Origin of the sequence: Mycobacterium asiaticum (genome assembly GCF_001673635.1) — a bacterium.
GTDB lineage: Bacteria > Actinomycetota > Actinomycetes > Mycobacteriales > Mycobacteriaceae > Mycobacterium > Mycobacterium asiaticum_C.
The window spans coordinates 14,954-34,204 of the sequence record NZ_LZMH01000011.1; the positions used below are offsets into that span (position 1 = coordinate 14,954).

General features: G+C 64.6%; 16 protein-coding genes and 1 tRNA gene. 5 read left to right on the plus strand and 12 right to left on the minus strand.

Annotated elements, in window-relative coordinates:
- Nucleotides 1–37: 37 nt before the first annotated feature.
- Both A5645_RS26795 and A5645_RS03490 read right to left on the minus strand, forming a co-directional pair.
- A complete protein-coding gene (locus A5645_RS26795) occupies nucleotides 38–1,228 on the minus strand; it encodes an AAA family ATPase (RefSeq protein WP_155767826.1) in 1,191 nt (396 codons plus the stop codon).
- 232 nt (nucleotides 1,229–1,460) lie between these two features.
- Nucleotides 1,461–1,533: transfer RNA gene (locus A5645_RS03490), tRNA-Asn, on the minus strand.
- Between the two features lie 153 nt (nucleotides 1,534–1,686).
- Between A5645_RS03490 and A5645_RS03495 the strand changes: the two genes are divergently transcribed.
- Nucleotides 1,687–1,971 carry a hypothetical protein gene (locus tag A5645_RS03495; protein WP_065033872.1) on the plus strand — a complete coding sequence of 95 codons (285 nt, stop codon included), beginning with the start codon at nucleotides 1,687–1,689 and terminating at the stop codon, nucleotides 1,969–1,971.
- A gap of 7 nt (nucleotides 1,972–1,978) precedes the next feature.
- Here A5645_RS03495 and dnaG read toward each other — a convergent pair whose 3' ends face one another.
- Together dnaG and A5645_RS03505 are read right to left on the minus strand one after the other, a co-directional pair.
- Complete coding sequence (gene dnaG, locus A5645_RS03500) at nucleotides 1,979–3,946, minus strand: DNA primase (RefSeq protein ID WP_065128487.1); 1,968 nt, start codon at nucleotides 3,944–3,946, stop codon at nucleotides 1,979–1,981.
- 18 nt (nucleotides 3,947–3,964) lie between these two features.
- On the minus strand, nucleotides 3,965–5,263 hold the full coding sequence (locus A5645_RS03505) for a deoxyguanosinetriphosphate triphosphohydrolase (protein WP_065128488.1): 1,299 nt from the start codon (nucleotides 5,261–5,263) through the stop codon (nucleotides 3,965–3,967).
- A 100-nt stretch (nucleotides 5,264–5,363) separates the two neighbouring features.
- Here A5645_RS03505 and A5645_RS03510 point away from each other — a divergent pair, with 100 nt between their 5' ends.
- A complete protein-coding gene (locus tag A5645_RS03510) occupies nucleotides 5,364–7,364 on the plus strand; it encodes a TPM domain-containing protein (RefSeq protein WP_065128489.1) in 2,001 nt (666 codons plus the stop codon).
- A gap of 171 nt (nucleotides 7,365–7,535) precedes the next feature.
- Here A5645_RS03510 and A5645_RS03515 read toward each other — a convergent pair whose 3' ends face one another.
- From A5645_RS03515 to A5645_RS03530, 5 genes are all read right to left on the minus strand, one after another.
- The gene (locus A5645_RS03515) at nucleotides 7,536–7,820 is read right to left on the minus strand and encodes a WXG100 family type VII secretion target (protein WP_036358749.1); all 285 of its coding nucleotides are present in this window, start codon (nucleotides 7,818–7,820) and stop codon (nucleotides 7,536–7,538) included.
- Nucleotides 7,821–7,881: 61 nt separating this feature from the next.
- A complete protein-coding gene (locus A5645_RS03520; protein ID WP_065036524.1) occupies nucleotides 7,882–8,178 on the minus strand; it encodes a WXG100 family type VII secretion target in 297 nt (98 codons plus the stop codon).
- 129 nt (nucleotides 8,179–8,307) lie between these two features.
- Nucleotides 8,308–8,646 (minus strand): hypothetical protein, encoded by a 339-nt coding sequence (locus A5645_RS28485; RefSeq protein ID WP_231123201.1) that lies wholly within the window; start codon nucleotides 8,644–8,646, stop codon nucleotides 8,308–8,310.
- 287 nt (nucleotides 8,647–8,933) lie between these two features.
- Nucleotides 8,934–10,475: a phospholipase C gene (locus A5645_RS03525; RefSeq protein ID WP_065128490.1), complete on the minus strand. Its 1,542-nt coding sequence runs from the start codon at nucleotides 10,473–10,475 to the stop codon at nucleotides 8,934–8,936.
- Between the two features lie 173 nt (nucleotides 10,476–10,648).
- A complete protein-coding gene (locus A5645_RS03530; RefSeq protein WP_065036522.1) occupies nucleotides 10,649–12,184 on the minus strand; it encodes a phospholipase C in 1,536 nt (511 codons plus the stop codon).
- 393 nt (nucleotides 12,185–12,577) lie between these two features.
- Here A5645_RS03530 and A5645_RS03535 point away from each other — a divergent pair, with 393 nt between their 5' ends.
- Nucleotides 12,578–13,369 (plus strand): GAP family protein, encoded by a 792-nt coding sequence (locus A5645_RS03535; RefSeq protein ID WP_081288136.1) that lies wholly within the window; start codon nucleotides 12,578–12,580, stop codon nucleotides 13,367–13,369.
- 18 nt (nucleotides 13,370–13,387) lie between these two features.
- Here the strand turns inward: A5645_RS03535 and A5645_RS03540 are convergent, their stop codons facing one another.
- The 3 genes from A5645_RS03540 to A5645_RS03550 form a co-directional block, all read right to left on the minus strand.
- Complete coding sequence (locus A5645_RS03540) at nucleotides 13,388–14,572, minus strand: PPE family protein (RefSeq protein ID WP_065036520.1); 1,185 nt, start codon at nucleotides 14,570–14,572, stop codon at nucleotides 13,388–13,390.
- Nucleotides 14,573–14,839: 267 nt separating this feature from the next.
- Nucleotides 14,840–16,018, minus strand: a complete 1,179-nt coding sequence (locus A5645_RS03545) for a PPE family protein (RefSeq protein WP_065036519.1) — start codon at nucleotides 16,016–16,018, stop codon at nucleotides 14,840–14,842.
- Nucleotides 16,019–16,251: 233 nt separating this feature from the next.
- Nucleotides 16,252–17,985 carry a PPE domain-containing protein gene (locus A5645_RS03550; RefSeq protein WP_253866843.1) on the minus strand — a complete coding sequence of 578 codons (1,734 nt, stop codon included), beginning with the start codon at nucleotides 17,983–17,985 and terminating at the stop codon, nucleotides 16,252–16,254.
- On the opposite strand from A5645_RS03550, the gene A5645_RS28490 reads away from it, so the two are divergent.
- Nucleotides 17,941–18,960, plus strand: a complete 1,020-nt coding sequence (locus A5645_RS28490; RefSeq protein ID WP_253866844.1) for a beta strand repeat-containing protein — start codon at nucleotides 17,941–17,943, stop codon at nucleotides 18,958–18,960. The genes A5645_RS03550 and A5645_RS28490 overlap by 45 nt on opposite strands.
- Nucleotides 18,961–18,984: 24 nt before the next feature.
- The coding region (locus tag A5645_RS03560; RefSeq protein ID WP_155767828.1) for a PPE family protein at nucleotides 18,985–19,251 on the plus strand (267 nt) is incomplete at its 3' end.

A 19,251-nucleotide genomic window follows, 5' to 3' on the forward strand; every position in this document is an offset into this window, starting at 1 on the left:
AACCCCTGTGTTGACCATCGAAGCCTCCGCGTTGCGCTCACAGCTCGTAAATATTCGCGTCTGGTACTAACGCCATAACTTCCGGAGAATGAGTCGCAAGAATCATCTGACATTCCGGATTAACCAGCTGCATCGATTTCACCAGCTCCCGCTGCCAATCCACATGCATAGACAGTTCCGGCTCATCAATTAACACAGCGCTGGTTTCAGCGATCATGGTTTCCAAAAGAATGCGCAACAGCTGGCGCTCACCGGACGACAATTGCTCGATGGGGATTCTCATATCGCTACTCGATAGATAGACGCCCAATCCGTCCTTGCCGTCTAGATGAAGTTTTTTACTTCCGCCGTAAAGGTCTTCAATTACAGCCCTTAGCTCTTCCTGTGGCCTGAGAGCAAGCTGTCGCTCTTCATCGACCTCTTCGATGCGAGCGATTACCTGGCGGATCTTCGGATCGTGATCATACTGCGCCTCAAATGACTGTTTGTCGAAACGGATGTTTATTTTTTGATTTCGCAAAAACCTGACGACTAAGTCAAAGGCATCGTCCGCTGCCAATTTGGTCCCGGGGGATCGCCGTTGAGTAGCTCGTATATCGCCAAATAAAATGCTGAGTATCTCTCCGATGCCTCGCTGTTGTAGGAGTTGGATTTTATCAAGCGCATTTGATTTGTAAACTTGCCATCTTAACCGCAACTGTCTAGCAAAAAGGATATCGAGGTAATCATCGTCGATTGGCGACGCTTGGGAAGGATGTCGTCGCTGCTCGTTCGGAAGGTCAACTACCCGGGAAATTGGTAGATAGCCATGCTGCACTCTGCTGGGAAAATTCTTGCGCGACACCGTTCTTCGGGCACCTATACGGGTAGTTTTCCAGCCAGTGTTGGTTTCCATTTGCCTCAACCATTCGAGTTCACGATCACCGCTGTCACCATAGAGTCGTTGGAAAATAAGTTGATCTTCGTTGCTTATATTTTTCTTTTCGATTGTTCGTCGAAATATTGCACTGCTGCCGTCAATTGAAAAATCAACAGTTGCTTCCGTGAAAGGCACCTTTGCGAGAAGACGCGAGTTATCAATCAAGGCAGAATGGAGGATTTTAAGAAGTGATGTCTTCCCGCAGCCATTCAGTCCCCAAAAAATATTAAGATGCCGATCTAAATCGTATTGAATCCTTGTGGCGTTACCTGCCAACCCAACGATTGCGAAGCCTCTGATGTATCCCACGTAGTGATCTTGGCACGTGACCGCTTACGTGTGGCCGGCTTTGGGAGGAGTGCCTTGCGATTGCGGAATCGCACAAATCCGTATGGCGCTGCGGATTTGTTGGTTCGGAAGAGGAACTAGTTATCTCGCTAGGCAGGGCCACGGCCCTAACTACCGGTGAGCCGACGTCTGTCGCACATGCTTGTATGGCCCACTTATTGCCCGCCACCATACGTTTACACAGCTGACCAGGCTCCCCCGGAAGGACTCGAACCTTCAACCCTTCGGTTAACAGCCGAATGCTCTGCCAGTTGAGCTACAGGGGACTATCAGTCCAGCGAACGCTGGTGCTGATCGCGGGACGACTCTAGCGTACTGGCTTGGCTGGACCCAATCAGCCCCGGCCGGAGCTGGCGCGGCCAATCGCCCGCGAATGAGGCAGGATAGAGCCAGTCGCAATTCTTCTCGGAGGGACCGCTTTGATCGGGTATGTCGCCGTCTTGGGCGTGGGTTATGTGCTGGGCACGAAGGCCGGGCGCCGCCGGTACGAGCAGATCGCCGGCACCTATCGCGCGATCACCGGAAGTCCCGTGGCCAGATCGCTGATCGAAGGCGGCCGCCGCAAGATCGCGAACCGGATCTCGCCCGACACCGGTTTCGTGACCCTGACCGAGATCGACAGCCAGACCAGCGTGGTGGATCGCGAGGTCGAGCGGCTGAACCTCGAACCCGAGGTCGAGCCGCGGGTGAACGCCGCCCGGTGAGCGCAGCTCAGGCGGTCAGGTCATCGCCGCTGGCCTGCTGCAGCAGGCTGCGCCGGTAGGCCTCCATCGCCACCAGGTCGCCAAACAGCGCGTGGTACTCGTCGCCCTGTTCGATCGGCGACATGCGCTGCAGCTTGGACTTCACCTCAGCGATCTGCCGACCCATCCACACCTCCTGCAGGCGGGCCAGCACCCCGGAGATGTAGCGGGGCAACTGCTCGTCCTCGGCCCGGATCGCCTCCACCCCGAGCTCGGTGATCAAACCGGCGGTGAGCGCCGAGTTGGTCTGCTGGCGCACCAGGTCCAGCCACTGCGCGCCGCTGACGCCGATCGAGGTTCCCCCGGCCGCCTCGATGGCCGCCCGCACGGCGGCATAACCGGCGTGGGTGAAGCTCTCGACGGTCAGCGTGTCGAATACCGGGCCCGCGAGGGCGGGAAACTGCAACGCCGACTTGAGTGCCTCACGCTGTGGCCACAGCGTCGGGTCGCGCGGATCGGGACGCGCGCCCGCCAGCACCCCGCCCGCCGCGTCAGCGGGCTCCTGAGCGGCTTCCTGCGCACCCCGTCGCGGCGCTTTCACGTTGCCGCCGGGGCTCTTCGGCTTTTTGGCGTTGCCGCGCACCCGGTCGATCAGTTGCGCGACATCGTCCCAACCCACCCAGCCGGCCAGTTGTCGGGCGTATTCGTCACGCAGCGTGGGGTCCTTGATCTGGCTCACCATCGGTACACAGCGGCGTAGCGCGGCCACTCGGCCTTCGGCGCTGTCCAGGTCGATTTCGGCGAGCGCGGCGCGAATTGCGAACTCGAACAACGGGGTTCGGCGTGCCACCAGATCGCGCAGGGCGCCGTCGCCGGACTTCAGGCGTAGGTCACAGGGGTCCATGCCGTCGGGCGCGACCGCGACGAAGGACTGCCCCGCCAAGTTCTGTTCGCCCTCGAATGCCTTGAGCGCGGCGGCCTGCCCGGCCTGGTCGCCGTCGAAAACGTAGATCAGTTCGCCGCGGAAGAAACTGTCGTCCATCATCAGCCTGCGCAGCATGGCGAGGTGGTCGTCGCCAAACGCGGTGCCGCACGAGGCGACGGCGGTGGTCACCCCCGCCAGATGCATGGCCATCACGTCGGTGTAACCCTCGACGACCACCGCCTGGTGTCCCTTGGCGATGTCGCGCTTGGCCAAATCGATCCCGAACAACACCGACGATTTCTTGTAGAGCACCGTCTCGGGGGTATTGACGTATTTGGCTTCCATCGGGTCGTCGTCGAACAACCGTCGGGCGCCGAACCCGATCACCTCGCCGGCCGAAGTCCGAATCGGCCAGAGCAGTCGGCGGTGAAACCGGTCGATCGGGCCGCGGCGGCCCTGCCGGGACAGGCCGGCGGCCTCCAGCTCCTTGAACTCAAAACCCTTGCGCTGCAGGTGCTTTGTCAGCGTGTCCCAGCCGGACGGCGCGAATCCGCAGCCGAAGCGCCGGGCGGCCTCGGCATCGAAGCTGCGCTCGGTCAGGTACTTGCGGGCCGGTGCGGCCTCGTCGGACTGCAGTGCCTCGGCGTAGAAGGCGGCCGCGGCGGCGTTGGCGGCGACCAGCCGGCTGCGGCTGCCGCGGTCGCGCTGCACGCTGGTGGCCGCCCCGGTGTAGGTGATCGTGTGACCGATCCGGTCGGCCAGCAGCTCCACGGCCTCCACGAAGCTGACGTGTTCGATCTTCTGGATGAAGGCATAGACGTCACCGCCCTCACCGCAGCCGAAGCAGTGAAAGTGCCCGTGATTGGGCCGCACGTGGAACGAGGGTGACTTCTCGTTGTGGAACGGGCACAGCCCCTTCATCGAGTCGGCTCCGGCCCGCCGCAGTTGGACATAGTCACCGACCACGTCCTCGATCCGGGCGCCTTCGCGGATCGCGGCGATGTCGCGGTCGGAGATCCTGGACCGGCCGCCGGAACGGCCCGTATCCCTGGAACCCGCCGGACTCGACACGGGGGTCAGTCTAGGCGTTCAGTGGCCCGCACTGCTCCCGAGTTGGGAGACGTCGATCCGTTCCAGCCGGCCTTCGGTGTAGGAGGCGATCTGGTCGACGATGACACGCAGTCGCGCGCCGTCGTCCGGGGCGCTGTTGAAGGCCGCGGCAAACATGGGGTCCAGAGTCTGGGGAGCGCCGGCCTGCAGCCAGTGCGCCACGCGGTGAATCCGTTCACGTTGTCGCGCTTGAGCTGCCAGGTGCCGCGGGTCGGACATGATGAACTGCAGCGCAAGGATTTTCAGCAGCGCGACCTCCGCGCGCACCAGATCCGGCACCTGCAGCTCGCCCTGGTAACGCACTACCGGTCCGGGCCCGGAAGTGGCGCGGGTGGTGGCGATGGCGGCGGTGGCGAATCGACCGACCAGCTCGCTGGTCAGACGCTTGAGCGCGACCGCCGCGGCCAGGGTGGCGTCGTACTTACCGACCGCGGCGACCACCGGCAGCGCGGACAGCCGCCGCGCGGCCTCCATCAACTCGTCAGCGTGCACCCGCGGGAATTCACTCTCCCCCAGCTTGGCAAGCGCCGTCGCCTCGTCCTCGTCGCCGAGCACCCGCAGGTCGATACGTTCGGAAACCACCCCGTCCTCGACGTCGTGTACCGAGTACGCGACGTCGTCGGCCCAGTCCATCACCTGGGCTTCCAGGCACGGACGGCCGCGCGGGGCGCCGGCGCGCAGCCAGTCCGCGGCGGCGCGGTCGTCGTCGTAGAACCCGAACTTGCGGCTGTTGCCGGGACCCTCGCCGCACTGCCATGGATACTTTGTGACGGCGTCCAGCGAAGCGCGGGTGAGGTTCAATCCGGCGCTGCGGCCGTCCGCGTCGAGAACCTTGGGTTCCAGGCTGGTCAAGATGCGGAAATTCTGCGCATTGCCTTCGAACCCGCCGTGGTCGGCGGCGACCTCGTTGAGGGCCCGCTCGCCGTTGTGCCCGTAGGGCGGGTGCCCGATGTCGTGGGCCAGGCCGGCCAGCTCGACGAGGTCAAGGTCGCAGCCCAACCCGATGGCCATCCCTCGCCCGATCTGCGCCACCTCCAGCGAGTGCGTCAGCCGGGTGCGCGGGGTGTCGCCTTCGCGCGGGCCGACGACCTGAGTCTTGTCGGCGAGCCGGCGCAGCGCGGCGCTGTGCAGCACCCGCGCCCGGTCGCGGGCGAAGTCGGTCCGATGCTGCCCTTCGGTGCCCGGCAGACCCGCGGTCTTCGGCGCTTCGAGTACCCGACGTTGACGGTCCACCTCGTCATAGGGGTCGTCATAGTGGTTGTGCTGATCGGTGCTCACCGACCCACAGTCTGCCAGGGACGTCGGAGTAAGTCCGGCAACGGCGGTGGTCAGGGTCACGCGTCCGGGCCCGTCGGACGGCGGATGTTTAATTGGCGATATGCGCATCGCACGGCTTCTCGGCGTGTTCCTGATTTTCGCCGGCCTGGCCGGGTTGTTGCTCGCGCCGACCGCCGGCGCGCAGCCGCCGTTCCGGTTGCCGGGGCAGATCACCGACAACGCCGGAGTGCTGTCCGACGCCGATCGTGCCGCCGTCTCTGCGGCCGTCGACAAGCTCTACGCCGACCGGCACATCCGGTTGTGGGTCGTCTACGTCGACAACTTCTCCGGGCAGAGCGCGATGAACTGGGCTCAGCGCACCCTGCAGGCCAGCGAACTCGACAACCACGACGCGCTGCTGGCGGTGTCCACGTCGGGCCGCGCCTATGCGTTCCTGGTCCCCAACGGGGTGCAGAACGTCAATGCCACTCAGGTAGACAATCTGCGGCACAACAAGATCGAACCGGCGCTACGCAACGGGGATTGGCGCGGGGCGGCGATCGCCGCCGCCGAGGGACTGAATGCGTCGCCCAGCTCCGCCGGCACCTACGTGCTGCTGGGAGTGCTTGGTGCGATCGTCCTGGCGGTCGTGGTGCTGCTGCTGGTGATGCGTCGCCGCGCCCGGCGACGCCGCGCCGGGGCGGTGGCCGCCGCCCGGCAAGTTGATCCCGCCGACGCGCGGGCGCTGGCCGCAGTGCCGCTAGACATCCTCGACGACCTGTCCCGAACGAAGGTGGTGGAGGTCGACAACGCGGTTCGAACCAGCTCCAACGAGCTGGCGCTGGCGATCGAGGAGTTCGGCGAAGAACGGACCAAACCCTTCACCGACGCGTTGAACAACGCCAAAGCCGCTCTGTCGCAAGCCTTCACCATTCGTCATCAGCTCGACGACGCCTACCCCGAGACGCCGGCGCAGCGCCGCGAGCTGCTGACCCGGGTGATCGTGTCGGCGGCCAACGCCGACCGCGAATTGGAGTCGCAGACCGAGGCGTTTGAGCGGCTGCGGGATCTGGTGATCAACGCGCCGTCCCGCCTTGATGCGCTCACCCAGCAGTACGTCGAACTCACCACGCGGATAGAACCCGCCGAGCGGCATCTGGTCGAGTTGCACGACGAGTTCGGCACCACGGCGCTGACGTCGGTCTCGAGCAACGTCGCCACCGCCAGAGAGCGCCTCGAGTTCGCCGACCGCAATATCAGCACCGCCCGCGAACTGGCCGGCCAGGCGGTGAGCGGACAACAAAGCCGACTGGTGGATGCCGTCCGCGCCGCCGAGTCCGCGCTCGGGCAGGCGCGTTCGCTGCTGGACGCAGTGGACAGCGCGGCCGGCGACATCCGGCACGCCGTGGACAACCTGCCGTCGCTGATCGCCGACACCCAGACGGCCATCAAGCGCGCCAACGAGCAACTGCAACAGGCGCCGGGCGCCAAGTCGCCGCACACCGGCGAGCTGATCGCCGCGCGTGACGCGGCCGCCCGGGCGCTGGACAGCGTGAGCGGCGCAGGCAGCGTGCGGGGCATCGCCGATCCGCTGGGCTGCTTCGCGGAGCTGACCAAGGCCGACGCGGAACTCGACCGGGTGCTGACCACGCTCGCTCAGGAGCGCGCCAACGCCGAACGGCTCAACCGGTCCTTCGAGCAGGCGCTGTTCACGGCGGAGTCGCGAGTGCGGGCGGTGTCGGAGTACATCGACACCCGTCGCGGCACCATCGGGCCGGAGGCCCGGACCCGGCTCGCCGAGGCCAGGCGCCAGCTCGAGGCCGCCCACGCGAAAAAGCCGACGAACCTGGCCGACGCGATCGCCTACGCGAACGGGGCCTCGACACTGGCGGCACAGGCGCAGTCCCTGGCCAACGCCGATGTGGAGTCGGCGCAGCGCGCCTACACCAGCCGCACGAACAGCAACACCGGCGCGATCCTGGGCGGCATCATCATCGGCGATCTGCTCAGCGGGGGGATGCGAGGCGGCTTCGGCGGATGGAGCCCGACCTCCTTCGGCGGGTCCGGTTCCTCGGGGGGCTCGTCCGGCGGGGGTTGGATGGGCGGCGGCGGCCGCTTCTAGATTCGGCCAGGTCTGGGCCGCGCCCGCTTGATCCAGAGATACCCCAGAAATGGGACTGCGCACGCCTGCGCACGGGAGCGTGAACTCCCACGCGCAGGACGTGCGCAGTCAATCGGTGCGGACTCGCGCACCACCGCTAGCCGAGCGGTGCGCTGCCGCGATCCGTTTTTATCAGGCCCAGCTGGACCCGACGGCGCTGTCCGTCTGCGCCATGTTGTTGCCGGCGCTCTGGACCTTCTGGCCGTGCTGGTTGGCCTGCTCGTAGATCACCTGGAAGTTGCGGCCCAACTGGGCGATGAACTCCTGGCAAGCCACCGAACCGGCGCCGCCCCAGAAGTCACCGGCAGCCAGCACATCGCGAACGATGGCCTGGTGCTCGGCCTCCAAGTTGGCGGCCTGGGCGCGGATGAGCGCGCCGTGCGCGTCGACGTCACCGAACTGGTAATTAATGGTCATTGAACCTGTGCTCCTTGTTTGTGAATGTTTATGGGATACAGCGGCTTTCGCCGCGGACGAGTTAGCTGGACAGGATCTGCTGCGAAGCCTGCTCTTGCTGCTCGTAGTTGTTCGCGTCACGGATCAGTCCGTCACGAACCCCATGCAACATGTTCACAATGTTGCGGAACGCCTGGTTCATCTGTCCCATGGTGTCCAGCGAGGTGGCCTGGGCCATACCGCTCCAGCCCGCACCGGCGATGTTCTGCGAGGACGCCCACATGCGACGAGCCTCATCTTCGACGGTCTGGGCGTGCACTTCGAAGCGGCCCGCCATGTCCCGCATCGCGTGCGGGTCTGTCATAAAACGTGTTGCCATTTTGGCTGTCTCCTTGTTTCGACCTAGTTGCCTGTTTTGTTCAGGCAGTTTGACTGTTGTGACTGCCGGTTGGAGGGATACCGAACCGACGATCACCCGTTAGCAACGACAGTCGTCCCCCTCTCTTGATCAACCGGCCGCCGGAGAATGTGGAACCACGCTACTGGGACGGGGCATCTGGAACTGAGGTTCGGCGTTCTCGGCCTCCCACTCACTCCATTCCGCCCATTCGCCCCATTCATCCGTGCCTGTGGCAACCGTTTCGACTGGCTCCGGGTCTAACGCACCCGGCACGGCGACGACTTCCTCGGCTCCTGATTCGGAGTCCTTAGCCCAGTGGTCGTACTCGTCCGGTGGGACGGCAGTACCCCAGCTGAGCGGAACAGACAACCCGCCAAGCATGCCCGACTCACCCCGCTTCGCCGCGACTGAGTCGGGCGGTAAGGGCGGACCAAGAGGCAATAGCACGTTGTCTCCTTTCAGGGCCGATCTCAATACATCATCACTCAATGGCGAGTACCACACCACCGAGCCTTTGAATCCTAAGACAAACGACGGCTCAAAGTCGCCTATTTTGCGAATTTCCCTTCCAGGATCACCCTCCTTTGAGGCGATTGCCTCAGGTGGCGCCCCGTCGACCGGTTCGCATCTGCCTGAGCCCAATGCGGCCGCCCCACCCCCGGCTCTCCCGGGGTGGCCCGAAAGGAGTTGACCGGCAGCGGCTTCCGCTACCACGCGCGGTTAGCAGCCGCCGGTCAGCACAGGCCACTGGGAATGCCGCGCGTGGGTTGCGTCTCTTGGGTTGGCATGGACTGCGGAAAAGGCACCCGGTAGGGAATGGACGTCTTCGTGGTGGTTCCCAGTACGGCGTTCGGGATGCACTGCGGCAGTTTCGGCAGCGCCGCCAAGCGCGGATGGTCCAGGTTCGGTTTCGACGGGTTCGGCGGGACGGCGAAATTGAAGGTCGACGTCATGTCGCCGACGACGCTGTTGCGCCACGCGCTGAGGTTGGGCACCGGGACGTTGAAGCGTTTGCTGATCAACTTAAGCGTCGAGGTGTGGTCGAAAGTGTCGTGGACCATCAGAGGCCCGCGACTGTACGGCGAGATGACAAAACACGGCACCCGGAACCCCAGGCCTATCGGGCCGCGGATGCCACCGGAGCCGTCCACCGAGTTGATGTCGGCGACTGTGACGTACTCGCCGGGTGTGCCCGGCGGTGCCGTGGGCGGAACGACGTGGTCGAAGAAGCCGCCGTTCTCGTCGTAGTTGACGATCAATGCCGTCTTCTCCCACACCGCCGGGTTCGACAGCAGGATCCGTATCGCGTCGACGATGCCCACCGCCCCGATCGAGACCGGGAATGCGGGATGCTCCGAAAGCAGGAAACCGGGCAGCAGCCACGAGACCTGGGGCAGCCTGTTGTTCCTGACATCAGCGGCAAAGTCGAACGGGTAGCTCGGGGCGATCCCGAACCGGGCCAGGTTCGACCGCGGGTCCGCCGCCTGCTTGAAGTCGTTGATCAGCCCGTTGTAACCGACGACCGTATTGTTCAGCGGCCCCAGCAGCTTGTTTTGGTAAATCTTCCAACTGATGGCCGCGGCCTCGAGCTGGTCGGGCATGGTGGCCCAGCTGTAGTGCTGCAACGGCTGAATGTTCGGCTCCACCAGGACCGGCCCGCCGTGGGTGCCGTCCGGGTCGATCCAGGCGCTCATCCAGTACAACCGGTTGGGCGTGGTGCCGCCGAGCAGGGAACTGTGGTACCCGTCGCAGATCGTGAAGGTATCGGCCAGCAGGTGGTGAATGGGAATGTCGGCACGGGTGTAGTAGCCCATCGTGACCGGCGTGTTCCTCTGCAGCGTGCTGTGCGCCGCTTGAGCCGGCAACCAGCCGTCGTTGGCGCCGCCGTTCCAGGCCTGATGCATGCCGGTCCAGCTGTGGTCCGGGTCATTGACGCATTCGCCGGCCACCAGCGGGCCGCGCGTCGTGTCGAAGCGGAACGGCAGCGTAGTTCCGGCGGCGTCGTTGGCTTGCGTCGCCGGGTTCCACCCTTTTTGCGCGAAGACGCCGGGCAGCGCGTTCGGGTCCTGAAAACCGCGGGTACCGGACAACGTCCCGAAGTAGTGGTCGAAAGACCGGTTCTCCTGCATCAACAACACAATGTGTTCGATGTCGGTCAAATGGCCGCTACAGGGACCGGCGCCATAGGCCTTTTCGATAATGGGTCCGGCCAAATCCAGGAACGCGCCGGCGGTGGAAGCTGCGGCTGCTTTCGCCAAAAATTGCCGACGGGTCATTCCGTCGACAGGATGTTCGCTTCCCACGCGCCCTCCCTGGGCATTTTTGCGCCGTTCGCGCTCACGGTATAGCTGCGGTTCCATTGGGTACCGATACGCGAACCGGCGTGTCGTGGACGGCTTTTTAGGGCCATTCCCCGATCAATTCGTGGTTACGGCGTTCTTTTGTTTGCTCAGCAGAGGCCGCTGGGAATTCCGCGGACCGGCTGGGTTTCCTGCGTGGGCATGCTTTGCGGAAACGGCACCCGGTAGGGAATCGCCGGCAGCACGCCGTCGGTGGTGCCCAGCACCACGTTCGGGATGCATTGCGGCAACTTCGGCACGGCCGCCAACAACGGGTGGCTCAGGTGCGGCTTCGACGGGTTGGGCGGGGTCCCGAAATTGAATGTCGAGGTCATGTCCCCCACCACACTGTCGCGCCACGCGGTCAGGTTGGGGACGGGGACACCGAACCGGGCGCGGATCAATTTCAGTTGAGAGGTGTGGTCGAAGGTCTCGTGCGCCATTAGGCCGCCGCGACTCCAGGGCGAGATGACCAGGCACGGGACGCGAAACCCCAAGCCCAGTGGACCGCGAATACCACCGGATCCAGCGACCTGGTTGATGTCGGGCACCGTGACCCATTCGCCGGGGGTGCCGGGTGGCGCGGTCGGCGGGACGACGTGGTCGAAGAACCCGCCGTTTTCGTCATAACTGATGATCAGCGCGGTCTTCTCCCACACCGCGGGGTTGGACAACAGGATCCGCAACGCCGTCACCATGGCCACCGCCCCGAGCGCGACCGGCAGGGCCGGATGTTCCGACTGGATGAAGTTGGGGACGAGCCAGGAGACCTTGGGCAGCCGGTTGGCTTTGACGTCGGCGGCGAAGTCCATCGGATAGCTCGGCGCGATGCCGTACCGGGCCAGATTCGACCGCGGGTCACCGGACTGCTTGAACGCCTGAACCAGTCCGTTGTTGCTGATGGGTGTATTGATGAATCGCCCGGCGTCCTTGTTCTGATAGACCTTCCAGCTGACCCCGGCCTGTTCGAGGTTCTCCGGCATGATGGTCCAGCTGTATTGATGCAGGGGTAGAAAGCCGGGTTCAACGAGTTGAGGGCCGCCGGCGACGCCGGCCGGGTCGTTCCAGGCGCTCAACCAGTACAACCGGTTCGGCAGTGTGCCGGTCAGCAGCGAGCAGTGGTAGCCGTCGCACATTGTGAACGTGTCGGCCAGCAGGTAGTGGATCGGGATGTCTTTGCGGGTGTAGTAGCCCATCGTCATCGGGACGTAAGGCCCCGTGCGGGTCTCGGCCTGCGCCGGCAGCCAGTTGTCGTTCGCGCCGCCGTTCCAGGAATGGTGCATGGCGGCCCATTGGTGCTCGGGGTCGTTGACGCACTCGCCGTCGAGCAGGGGCCCGCGCGTCGTGTCGAGGCGGAACGGCATGGTGATCCCGGCCGGGTCCAGCGACTGACTCGCGGGGTTCCACCCTTTCTGGCTGAAAGCGGGTGACGGGTCGTTGAATCCCCGAGTTCCGGATAGCGTGCCGAAGTAATGGTCGAATGACCGGTTCTCCTGCATCAACAACACAATGTGTTCGATGTCGGTCAAATGTCCGGAACACGGGCCTGCGCCGTAAGCCTTTTCGATGACTGGGGCAGCGAAGTCGGTCAGCAACGCTGCCGCACCGGCGCCGGTGAGCTTTGCCATAAACTCCCGACGCGACATTCCCCGTAAGGGGTTTTCGATCACTGCCTCTGCCTTCCTGCGCAATTTCAGATCACGGTATAGTTACGAACCTGGACAGCCGCGATACGCGAACCGGCGTGTCGCACGCCGATTAAGACCTGTAGCAAAGTCGGCGAGAGCTCCCGCGAGCATCGGCGCATCGAAGGTCGGGACTTGCAGCCGCTCGGAGAGCGCCAGGGCGCAAAAAGCGGCCGAATATCGAGTGCAGCGGAAAAATTTATTGAATCCCACATTCCTAATCGATTCCTCATACGGCTTTTTCGCATCCTGCGCTCCTCGTTGTTTCATGCCGGATTGCACGAGGTCAGCAGCGGTCGAACCGCCAACGAGAGCCCTGCGGGATACGCCGCGATTCTTAGTGGGGTGTTAGGAATGTGGAACAGCTCGGGTTACCGGGCTGTGATCGGGAAATTGGGTGCGGCCGAATGGGTTCCGCTCGACCCGCCTGCGGTTGTAGCGTCCCGACGCATGTGGTGCACGGTGCTGGTGTTAGCTCTTGTGGCGACCGCAGACCCGGTCCGGATCGGCGTCAGCGTGGCATTGTCGGCGCGGGCGCAGTCACTGCGACCACTTATCGCGTTCTGGCTCGGCGGCATGGCGATAAGCGCAGGAGTTGCTGCCGGTGTGCTGTTCGGTCTGCGCGACGCGACGCTCGCGGCGGTGCATCGGGTGCAGGCCGCCGCGGCCACTTCGGCCGCCGGACATGTGCAGATCGCGATGGGTGCGCTGGCACTGCTCGTCGCCGCGATCGCTGTGGGACTCGCGCCGCGGCAGGGTATGCGGGTGGGCATGCCCGGCGGGGGTGCATCACCGTCTCGATTGCTGACGCGGGTTCAGGGCGCGCTGCAGGCCAGGCCGGTGAAGGCAAGCTTCGCACTTGGAGTGGGGATGCTGGTCGATTTCCGATTGCTGGCGGCTTTAACCGCCATCGTGGCGTCGGGCGTCGCGACCGCCGCACAGATTGTTGCGTCGGGCATGTACATCCTGATTGCGCTGAGCTTCGTCGAACTTCCGCTGCTCAGTCGACTGGCTGCCCCGGCGAAGACGGACCGCATCATGGCTGCGGTCGACGGCTGGACCAGTGCCCGTCGGCAGCAGGTCTTCGCCGTCATGATCGGCTTGCTGGGTGTGCTTCTGATGACGCGCGGCATCGGCCACGCCTGAACCGGCTCGGAGCCGGGTTTATCCGACGCCGGAGCGCGGAATCACGCTCGGGCGGTTCTGCACCACGTGGGGACTCGCGCCGCCGCGGCCCATCATGCCGCCCGGCATGCCGCCACCGGCACCGCCGCCCATGCCCATCGGCATCGGCATCATCGGCATACCGCCGGTACCGGCCGCCCCGGCGGCTTGCGCCATCTCCGCGGCGTTGACACCCAGACCTGACATGGCCGCGCTGGTCATGCCCTTGGGTATCGAGCCCTGCCAGGTCGGGGGCACCGACATGGCGCCGACCAGATGCGCCTTACCGAGATCGCCCGCCATGCCCGCGCCGAGGCCACCGACTCCACCGAGGCCCTTGGCCGCCGGGGCGATGTCGCCGACGAACTTCGGCACGTCGGCTGCCGTCGCACCGGCCAGTCCCGCGGCGCTGGCGCCCGCGTTGGCCGTCGAACCGAGCTGCATCAACGGACCCATCAGCATGCTGGCCGGCATCGCACCCATCTGAACCGCCGACATGACCGCCTGCACCGGCGCCCCGGACGCCAGCGACTGCACACCCGCCACCAAGGCCGGCGCGGCTACGGTCGCACCCTGAACCAGCGGGCTGACGGCGGCCGACGCCGACGTCGCCAATCCGGCGGCCTGGGCGCCAATGCCCGCCGCTAGGCCGGCCAGGTCGAGCGGCGGCACGGCAAACGGCGTAATGGACGCGGCCACCGCGGTCGCGCCGCCGTGGTAGCCGATCATTGCGGCGACGTCCTGGGCCCACATCTCGACGTAGTCGAATTCGTTGGCGAAAATCGCCGGCGTATTCAGGCCGAGGAAGTTCGTCGCGATCAACGTCGCCAGGGACACCCGGTTCGCCGTCACCACTGCCGGATGCACCGTCGCGGTCAGCGCCGTCTCGAACGCGCTCGCCGCCGCACGGGCCTGACCCGCCGCCAACAGTGCCTGGGTCGACGCGTCCGTCATCCAGCCGACGTAGGGAGTCGCCGCGGCAGCCATCGACGCCGACGCCGGCCCCGCCCACGGGCCACTGGCCAAGCCGACGATCACGGAGTCAAACGACGACGCTGCGGCTGCCAGCTCGGCCGCCAGACTCTCCCATGCTGTCGCCGCCGCGTGCAAAGTGCCCGCTCCGTCACCGGCAAAGATCCGGGCCGAGTTGATCTCCGGCGGCAACCACGCAAAGTCCAAAATCATCGCATCCCCAACCAACCAGCCGCGTCAACGGCACCAACGTGCTCTTACCACTCGGCCCGAAAACAAACGGCCCGAGGCCGGATCGTAATTCAATCCACACAAAAAGTCTGACTTTTAACCAAAATCCCGATACTAGGTATTCGCGCCGAGGATCGAGTTGGTTACTCGATCAGTATATTCGGTTCCCGGCGAGGTCCGTGCAGCAATTGCGCGCATCCTTGGCCAGCTATGGCGGGATCCAGGCTGCGCGGACCGAACCCGGCGTGGCTATCCCACGCCGGTACGCGGGATCACGCTCGGGCGGTTCTGCACCACGTGCGCGGCCGCACCGCCGCGGCCCATCATGCCGCCGGGCATGCCTGCGCCGGCCCCGCCCATGCCCATGGGCATCGGCATCATGCCCATACCGCCGGCGGGAGCACCTTGGGCCAACGAGGCCGCGCTCGGCATGCCGCCCAGCCCGCTCATCGCCCCGCTGGCCATTGCCTTGGGCACTGAGCCCTGCCAGGTGGGAGGCACCGACATCGCGCCGACCAGATGAGCCTTGCCCATATCGCCCGCCATGCCGGCACCCAGGCCGGCCGCGCCACCCAGGCCCCTGGCCGCCGGGGCGATGTCGCCGACGAACTTCGGCACGTCGGCTGCGGTCGCACCGGCCAGTCCTGCCGCGCTGGCGCCCGCGTTGGCCGTCGAACCGAGCTGCATCAGCGGACCCATCAGCATGCTGGCCGGCATCGCGCCCATCTGAACCGCCGACATGATCGCCTGCACCGGAGCTCCGGACGCCAGCGACTGCACACCCGCCACCAAGGCCGGCGCCGCCGACAGCGCACCCTGCACCATCGGGCTCACCGCGGCCGAGGCCGACGTGGCCAGGGCGGCGACCTGTGCGCCGGTGCCCGCCGCGAGTCCCGCGAGGTTCACCGGCGGGAGACTGAACGGCGACAGGCTCGCGGCGACCGCGGTGGCGCCGCCCTGGTAGCCGATCATCGCGGCGACGTCCTGGGCCCACATCTCGAGGTAGTCGAATTCGTTGGCGAAAATCGCCGGCGTATTCAGACCGAGGAAGTTCGTCGCGATCAACGTCGCCAGCGACACCCGGTTGGCCGTCACGGCTGCCGGATGCACGGTCGCCGTCAACGCCGTCTCGAACGCGGTCGCCGCCGCACGGGCCTGACCCGCCGCCAGCTGCGCCTGCGCCGCCGCGTCGCTCAGCCACCCGACGTACGGCGTCGCCGCGGCAGCCATCGACGCCGACGCCGGGCCCGCCCACGGGCCACTGGCTAATCCGACGATCACCGAATCAAACGAAGATGCAGACGCGGCCAGGTCTGCGGCCAGCCCTTCCCAGGCCGCCGCCGCCGCGTGCAACGGTCCGGACCCCGCCCCGGCGAAGATCCGCGCGGAGTTGATCTCCGGCGGCAACCACGCAAAATCCAGAATCATCGGAACTCCCAACCCTGCCAGCTGTCGCAAACCCAACCTGGGCTGCTCCGACGCATACAGCAACCCATGGCTGGATCGTAAGCCAAATCACAGGCAAAAGCTGTAGTTTCACCGAATCTTTCGTAGGCATTGGGTGCCGTCGGGAGCCGAAACCCATGCACGATGGAGCATCTGTTCCACTCTTTGTCAATTCATTGGACAGAATGCCTTGCCGAAAAGCGTCGCTTTCAGCGTCAAAAGAAACCCTTGAATATTCCGGAGAGCGCGTTTCCTGAGACAAACAGACCAGAACTTCCGATTCCGGAGGTAAGAATGCCCGAGGACATGATTCCGGCAATGAAGAAGCCCGCGTTCTGGACAGCCGCGTTGTAGACGCCTGCGTTTCCGTAACCGGTGTTGAGCATCCCCGAGTTACCGCCCAGCAGCAGCGTGGTGCTGGTGTTCACGTAGCCAGAATTGCCGAAGCCCACGTTCTGTATGCCAGAGTTGCCACGGCTTGACGGATCGTTGTGCCCGAAGCCGGAGTTGCCGGTGCCCTCATTGCCGAATCCGGAGTTAGGGCCCGGCTGGGTCACCGAACTGAAGAATCCGGTGTTGAGATTGCCGGTGTTGAAGGCTCCGGTGTTGGCATTACCGGCGTTTGCGAATCCGGTATTGACGTTGCCCGAGTTGCCGAAGCCGGAGTTGACGTCGCCGCCGTTCAGGAAACCGCTATTGACGTTGCCGGCATTGCCGAAACTGGTGTTCGAGTCGCCGGAATTGAAGCTGCCCGCGTTGAAGTTGCCGGAGTCGAAGAAGCCGAAGTTGCCGGATCCGGCGTTCGCCGCCCCGGTGTTGGTGTTGCCGGCGTTCCAGAATCCGGTGTTGATGCTGCCGGCGTTGCCGAAACCGGAGTTGCCCACGCCGGAGCTGCCGATCCCGACGTTGCCGGTGCCCGAGTTGAAAAAGCCGACGTTTCCGGTGCCGGAGTTACCGAAGCCGATGTTCCCGCTGCCGGAATTCAAAGGGCCGAAGCCGATTTGGTTGTCGCCGGTGAGACCGAAGCCGATGTTGTTGTTGCCGGTGTTGCCGAAGCCGAAGTTGCCCGAGCCGGTGTTGCCGAAGCCGATGTTGCCACTGCCGGAATTGCCGCCGCCCACGTTCGAGCTGCCGCTGTTTCCGCTGCCGAAGTTGCTGTTGCCGATATTCCCGCTGCCGACATTGGTGCTGCCGATATTGCCGCTTCCGACGTTGCTGCCACCGATATTTCCGCTGCCTAGGTTCTGGCTGCCGGAATTGCCGCTGCCCAGGTTCGCGTTTCCGGTGTTGCCGCTGCCCAGGTTCGTCTCACCGATGTTGCCGCTGCCGATGTTGAGGGAGCCGATATTCCCAAGCCCCAGGTTGATTCCCTGCAGCTGGGCCGGTACGGCGGCGACGGCCTGAGCGGCCGCTGCGGGCAGCCCGGGTAGGCCGGCCAGCGCCCCCTGCCACGACGACAACGCCGCAGCCGCCGCCGACACCCCACCGTGATACCCCACCATCGCCGCTACATCAGCAGCCCACATCTGCTCATACACACCCTCAGCAGCAGCAATAGCCGGCGCATTCTGACCAAACACATTCGACAACACCAACTGCACAAACACATCCCGATTCGCCGCCACCACCACCGGATGCACCGTCGCCGCCCGCGCCGCCTCAAACGCCCCCGCCACCGCCTGAGCCTGAATCTGGGTTTGGGAAACCTCGGCACCTTCAACATCGGCAGTGGCAATATCGGCGACCTGAACCTGCTCGGCAGCGGGAACATCGGCGGCTGGAACCTGGGCAGCGGCAACTTCGGCGGTGAGAACTGGGGCAGCGGCAACATCGGGACCGCCAACACCGGCCTGGGCAACGCCGGTGACTACAACTTCGGTAGCGGCAACTTCGGTAGCGGCAATATCGGCAGTGGCAACATCGGCAGCCTCAATCTGGGCAGCGGCAATTTCGGCACCATCAACTTCGGCAGCGGCAACATCGGCGACGTGTCCTTCGGCAGCGGGAACGTCGGCGACTTCAATCTCGGCAGCGGAAATCTCGGCGGCAGCAACTTCGGCTTCGGGAACCTGGGGACCGGAAACATCGGGTTCGGGAACAAGGGCAACAACAACATCGGCTTCGGGCTTTCCGGCGATGGAAAGTTCGGCTTCGGCTCGCTGAACGTCGGCAGCGGAAACTTTGGTCTGTTCAATTCGGGTAACAACAACGTCGGCTTCTTCAACTCGGGCGACGGCAACGTCGGCTTCTTCAACTCCGGCAACGGCAACACCGGTTTCGGAAATTCGGGCAGCTTCAACACCGGGTTCTGGCACTCGGGCAACTCCAATACCGGCATCGGCAGCGCAGGGAATGCGAACCTGGGCATCGGTGATGCCGGGAACGGGAATTCCGGCAGCTTCAACGTCGGCTGGGGCAACACCGGTCTGGGAAATGCGGGGGCGGGCAACACCGGCTTGTTCAACTCCGGCGACTCCAACACCGGGCTCTTCAACTCGGGTCATGTCAACACCGGAGCGTTCAATTCGGGCAACACCAATACCGGCGGGTTCAACTCGGGCAACCTCAACACCGGTTTCTTCAGCGCGGTGGATCAACCGGTACTCAATTCCGGGTTCGGCAACGCGGGCACCGGCAACTCGGGGTGGGGACACAGCGACCCCAACGGCGGCCTGAACTCCGGCTTCTACAACTCTGGCGTCGGGAATTCCGGTTATGCAAATTTGGGCGGCACCCTGATGGTTCCCGGTTATAACTCCGGCTTCTCGAATGTGGGCACGAACAATGCGGGAATCTCCAACTCAGGAAATGACCTTGCGGGTTACTCGAATTCTGGCAACAACGGCTCTGGCCTCCTGAACTCCGGCGATGACAATTCGGGTGGCTTCAATTCCGGCACGGGGCAATCTGGCTTCTTTCGCTGACCGCAATCCGAAGGGCGTTTCGATATGAATTTCTCGGTATTGCCGCCGGAGATTAATTCGTTGCGGATGTTTTCTGGTGCGGGTTCGGCGCCGATGTTGGCGGCTGCGGGGGCGTGGTCGGGGTTGGCTGATGAGTTGGGGTTGGCGGCGGAGTCGTTTGCGTCGGTGACGGGGTCGTTGGTGGATCAGGTGTGGCAGGGTGCGGCGGCGTCGGCGATGGCGGCTGCGGCGGTGCCGTATGCGGGGTGGTTGGGGGCGGCGAACGCCGGCATCGGCAACATCGGCTTCTTC

Coding starts and splice junctions, on each gene's coding strand:
- A5645_RS03530 (WP_065036522.1), bottom strand. CDS start 12,184: ATGTCGCGTCGGGAGTTTATGGCAAAGCTCACCGGCGCCGGTGCGGCA.
- A5645_RS03545 (WP_065036519.1), bottom strand. CDS start 16,018: ATGATTCTGGATTTTGCGTGGTTGCCGCCGGAGATCAACTCCGCGCGG.
- A5645_RS03515 (WP_036358749.1), bottom strand. CDS start 7,820: ATGACCATTAATTACCAGTTCGGTGACGTCGACGCGCACGGCGCGCTC.
- A5645_RS03535 (WP_081288136.1), top strand. CDS start 12,578: ATGTGGAACAGCTCGGGTTACCGGGCTGTGATCGGGAAATTGGGTGCG.
- A5645_RS03510 (WP_065128489.1), top strand. CDS start 5,364: ATGCGCATCGCACGGCTTCTCGGCGTGTTCCTGATTTTCGCCGGCCTG.
- A5645_RS03520 (WP_065036524.1), bottom strand. CDS start 8,178: ATGGCAACACGTTTTATGACAGACCCGCACGCGATGCGGGACATGGCG.
- A5645_RS03540 (WP_065036520.1), bottom strand. CDS start 14,572: ATGATTTTGGACTTTGCGTGGTTGCCGCCGGAGATCAACTCGGCCCGG.
- A5645_RS03525 (WP_065128490.1), bottom strand. CDS start 10,475: ATGACCCGTCGGCAATTTTTGGCGAAAGCAGCCGCAGCTTCCACCGCC.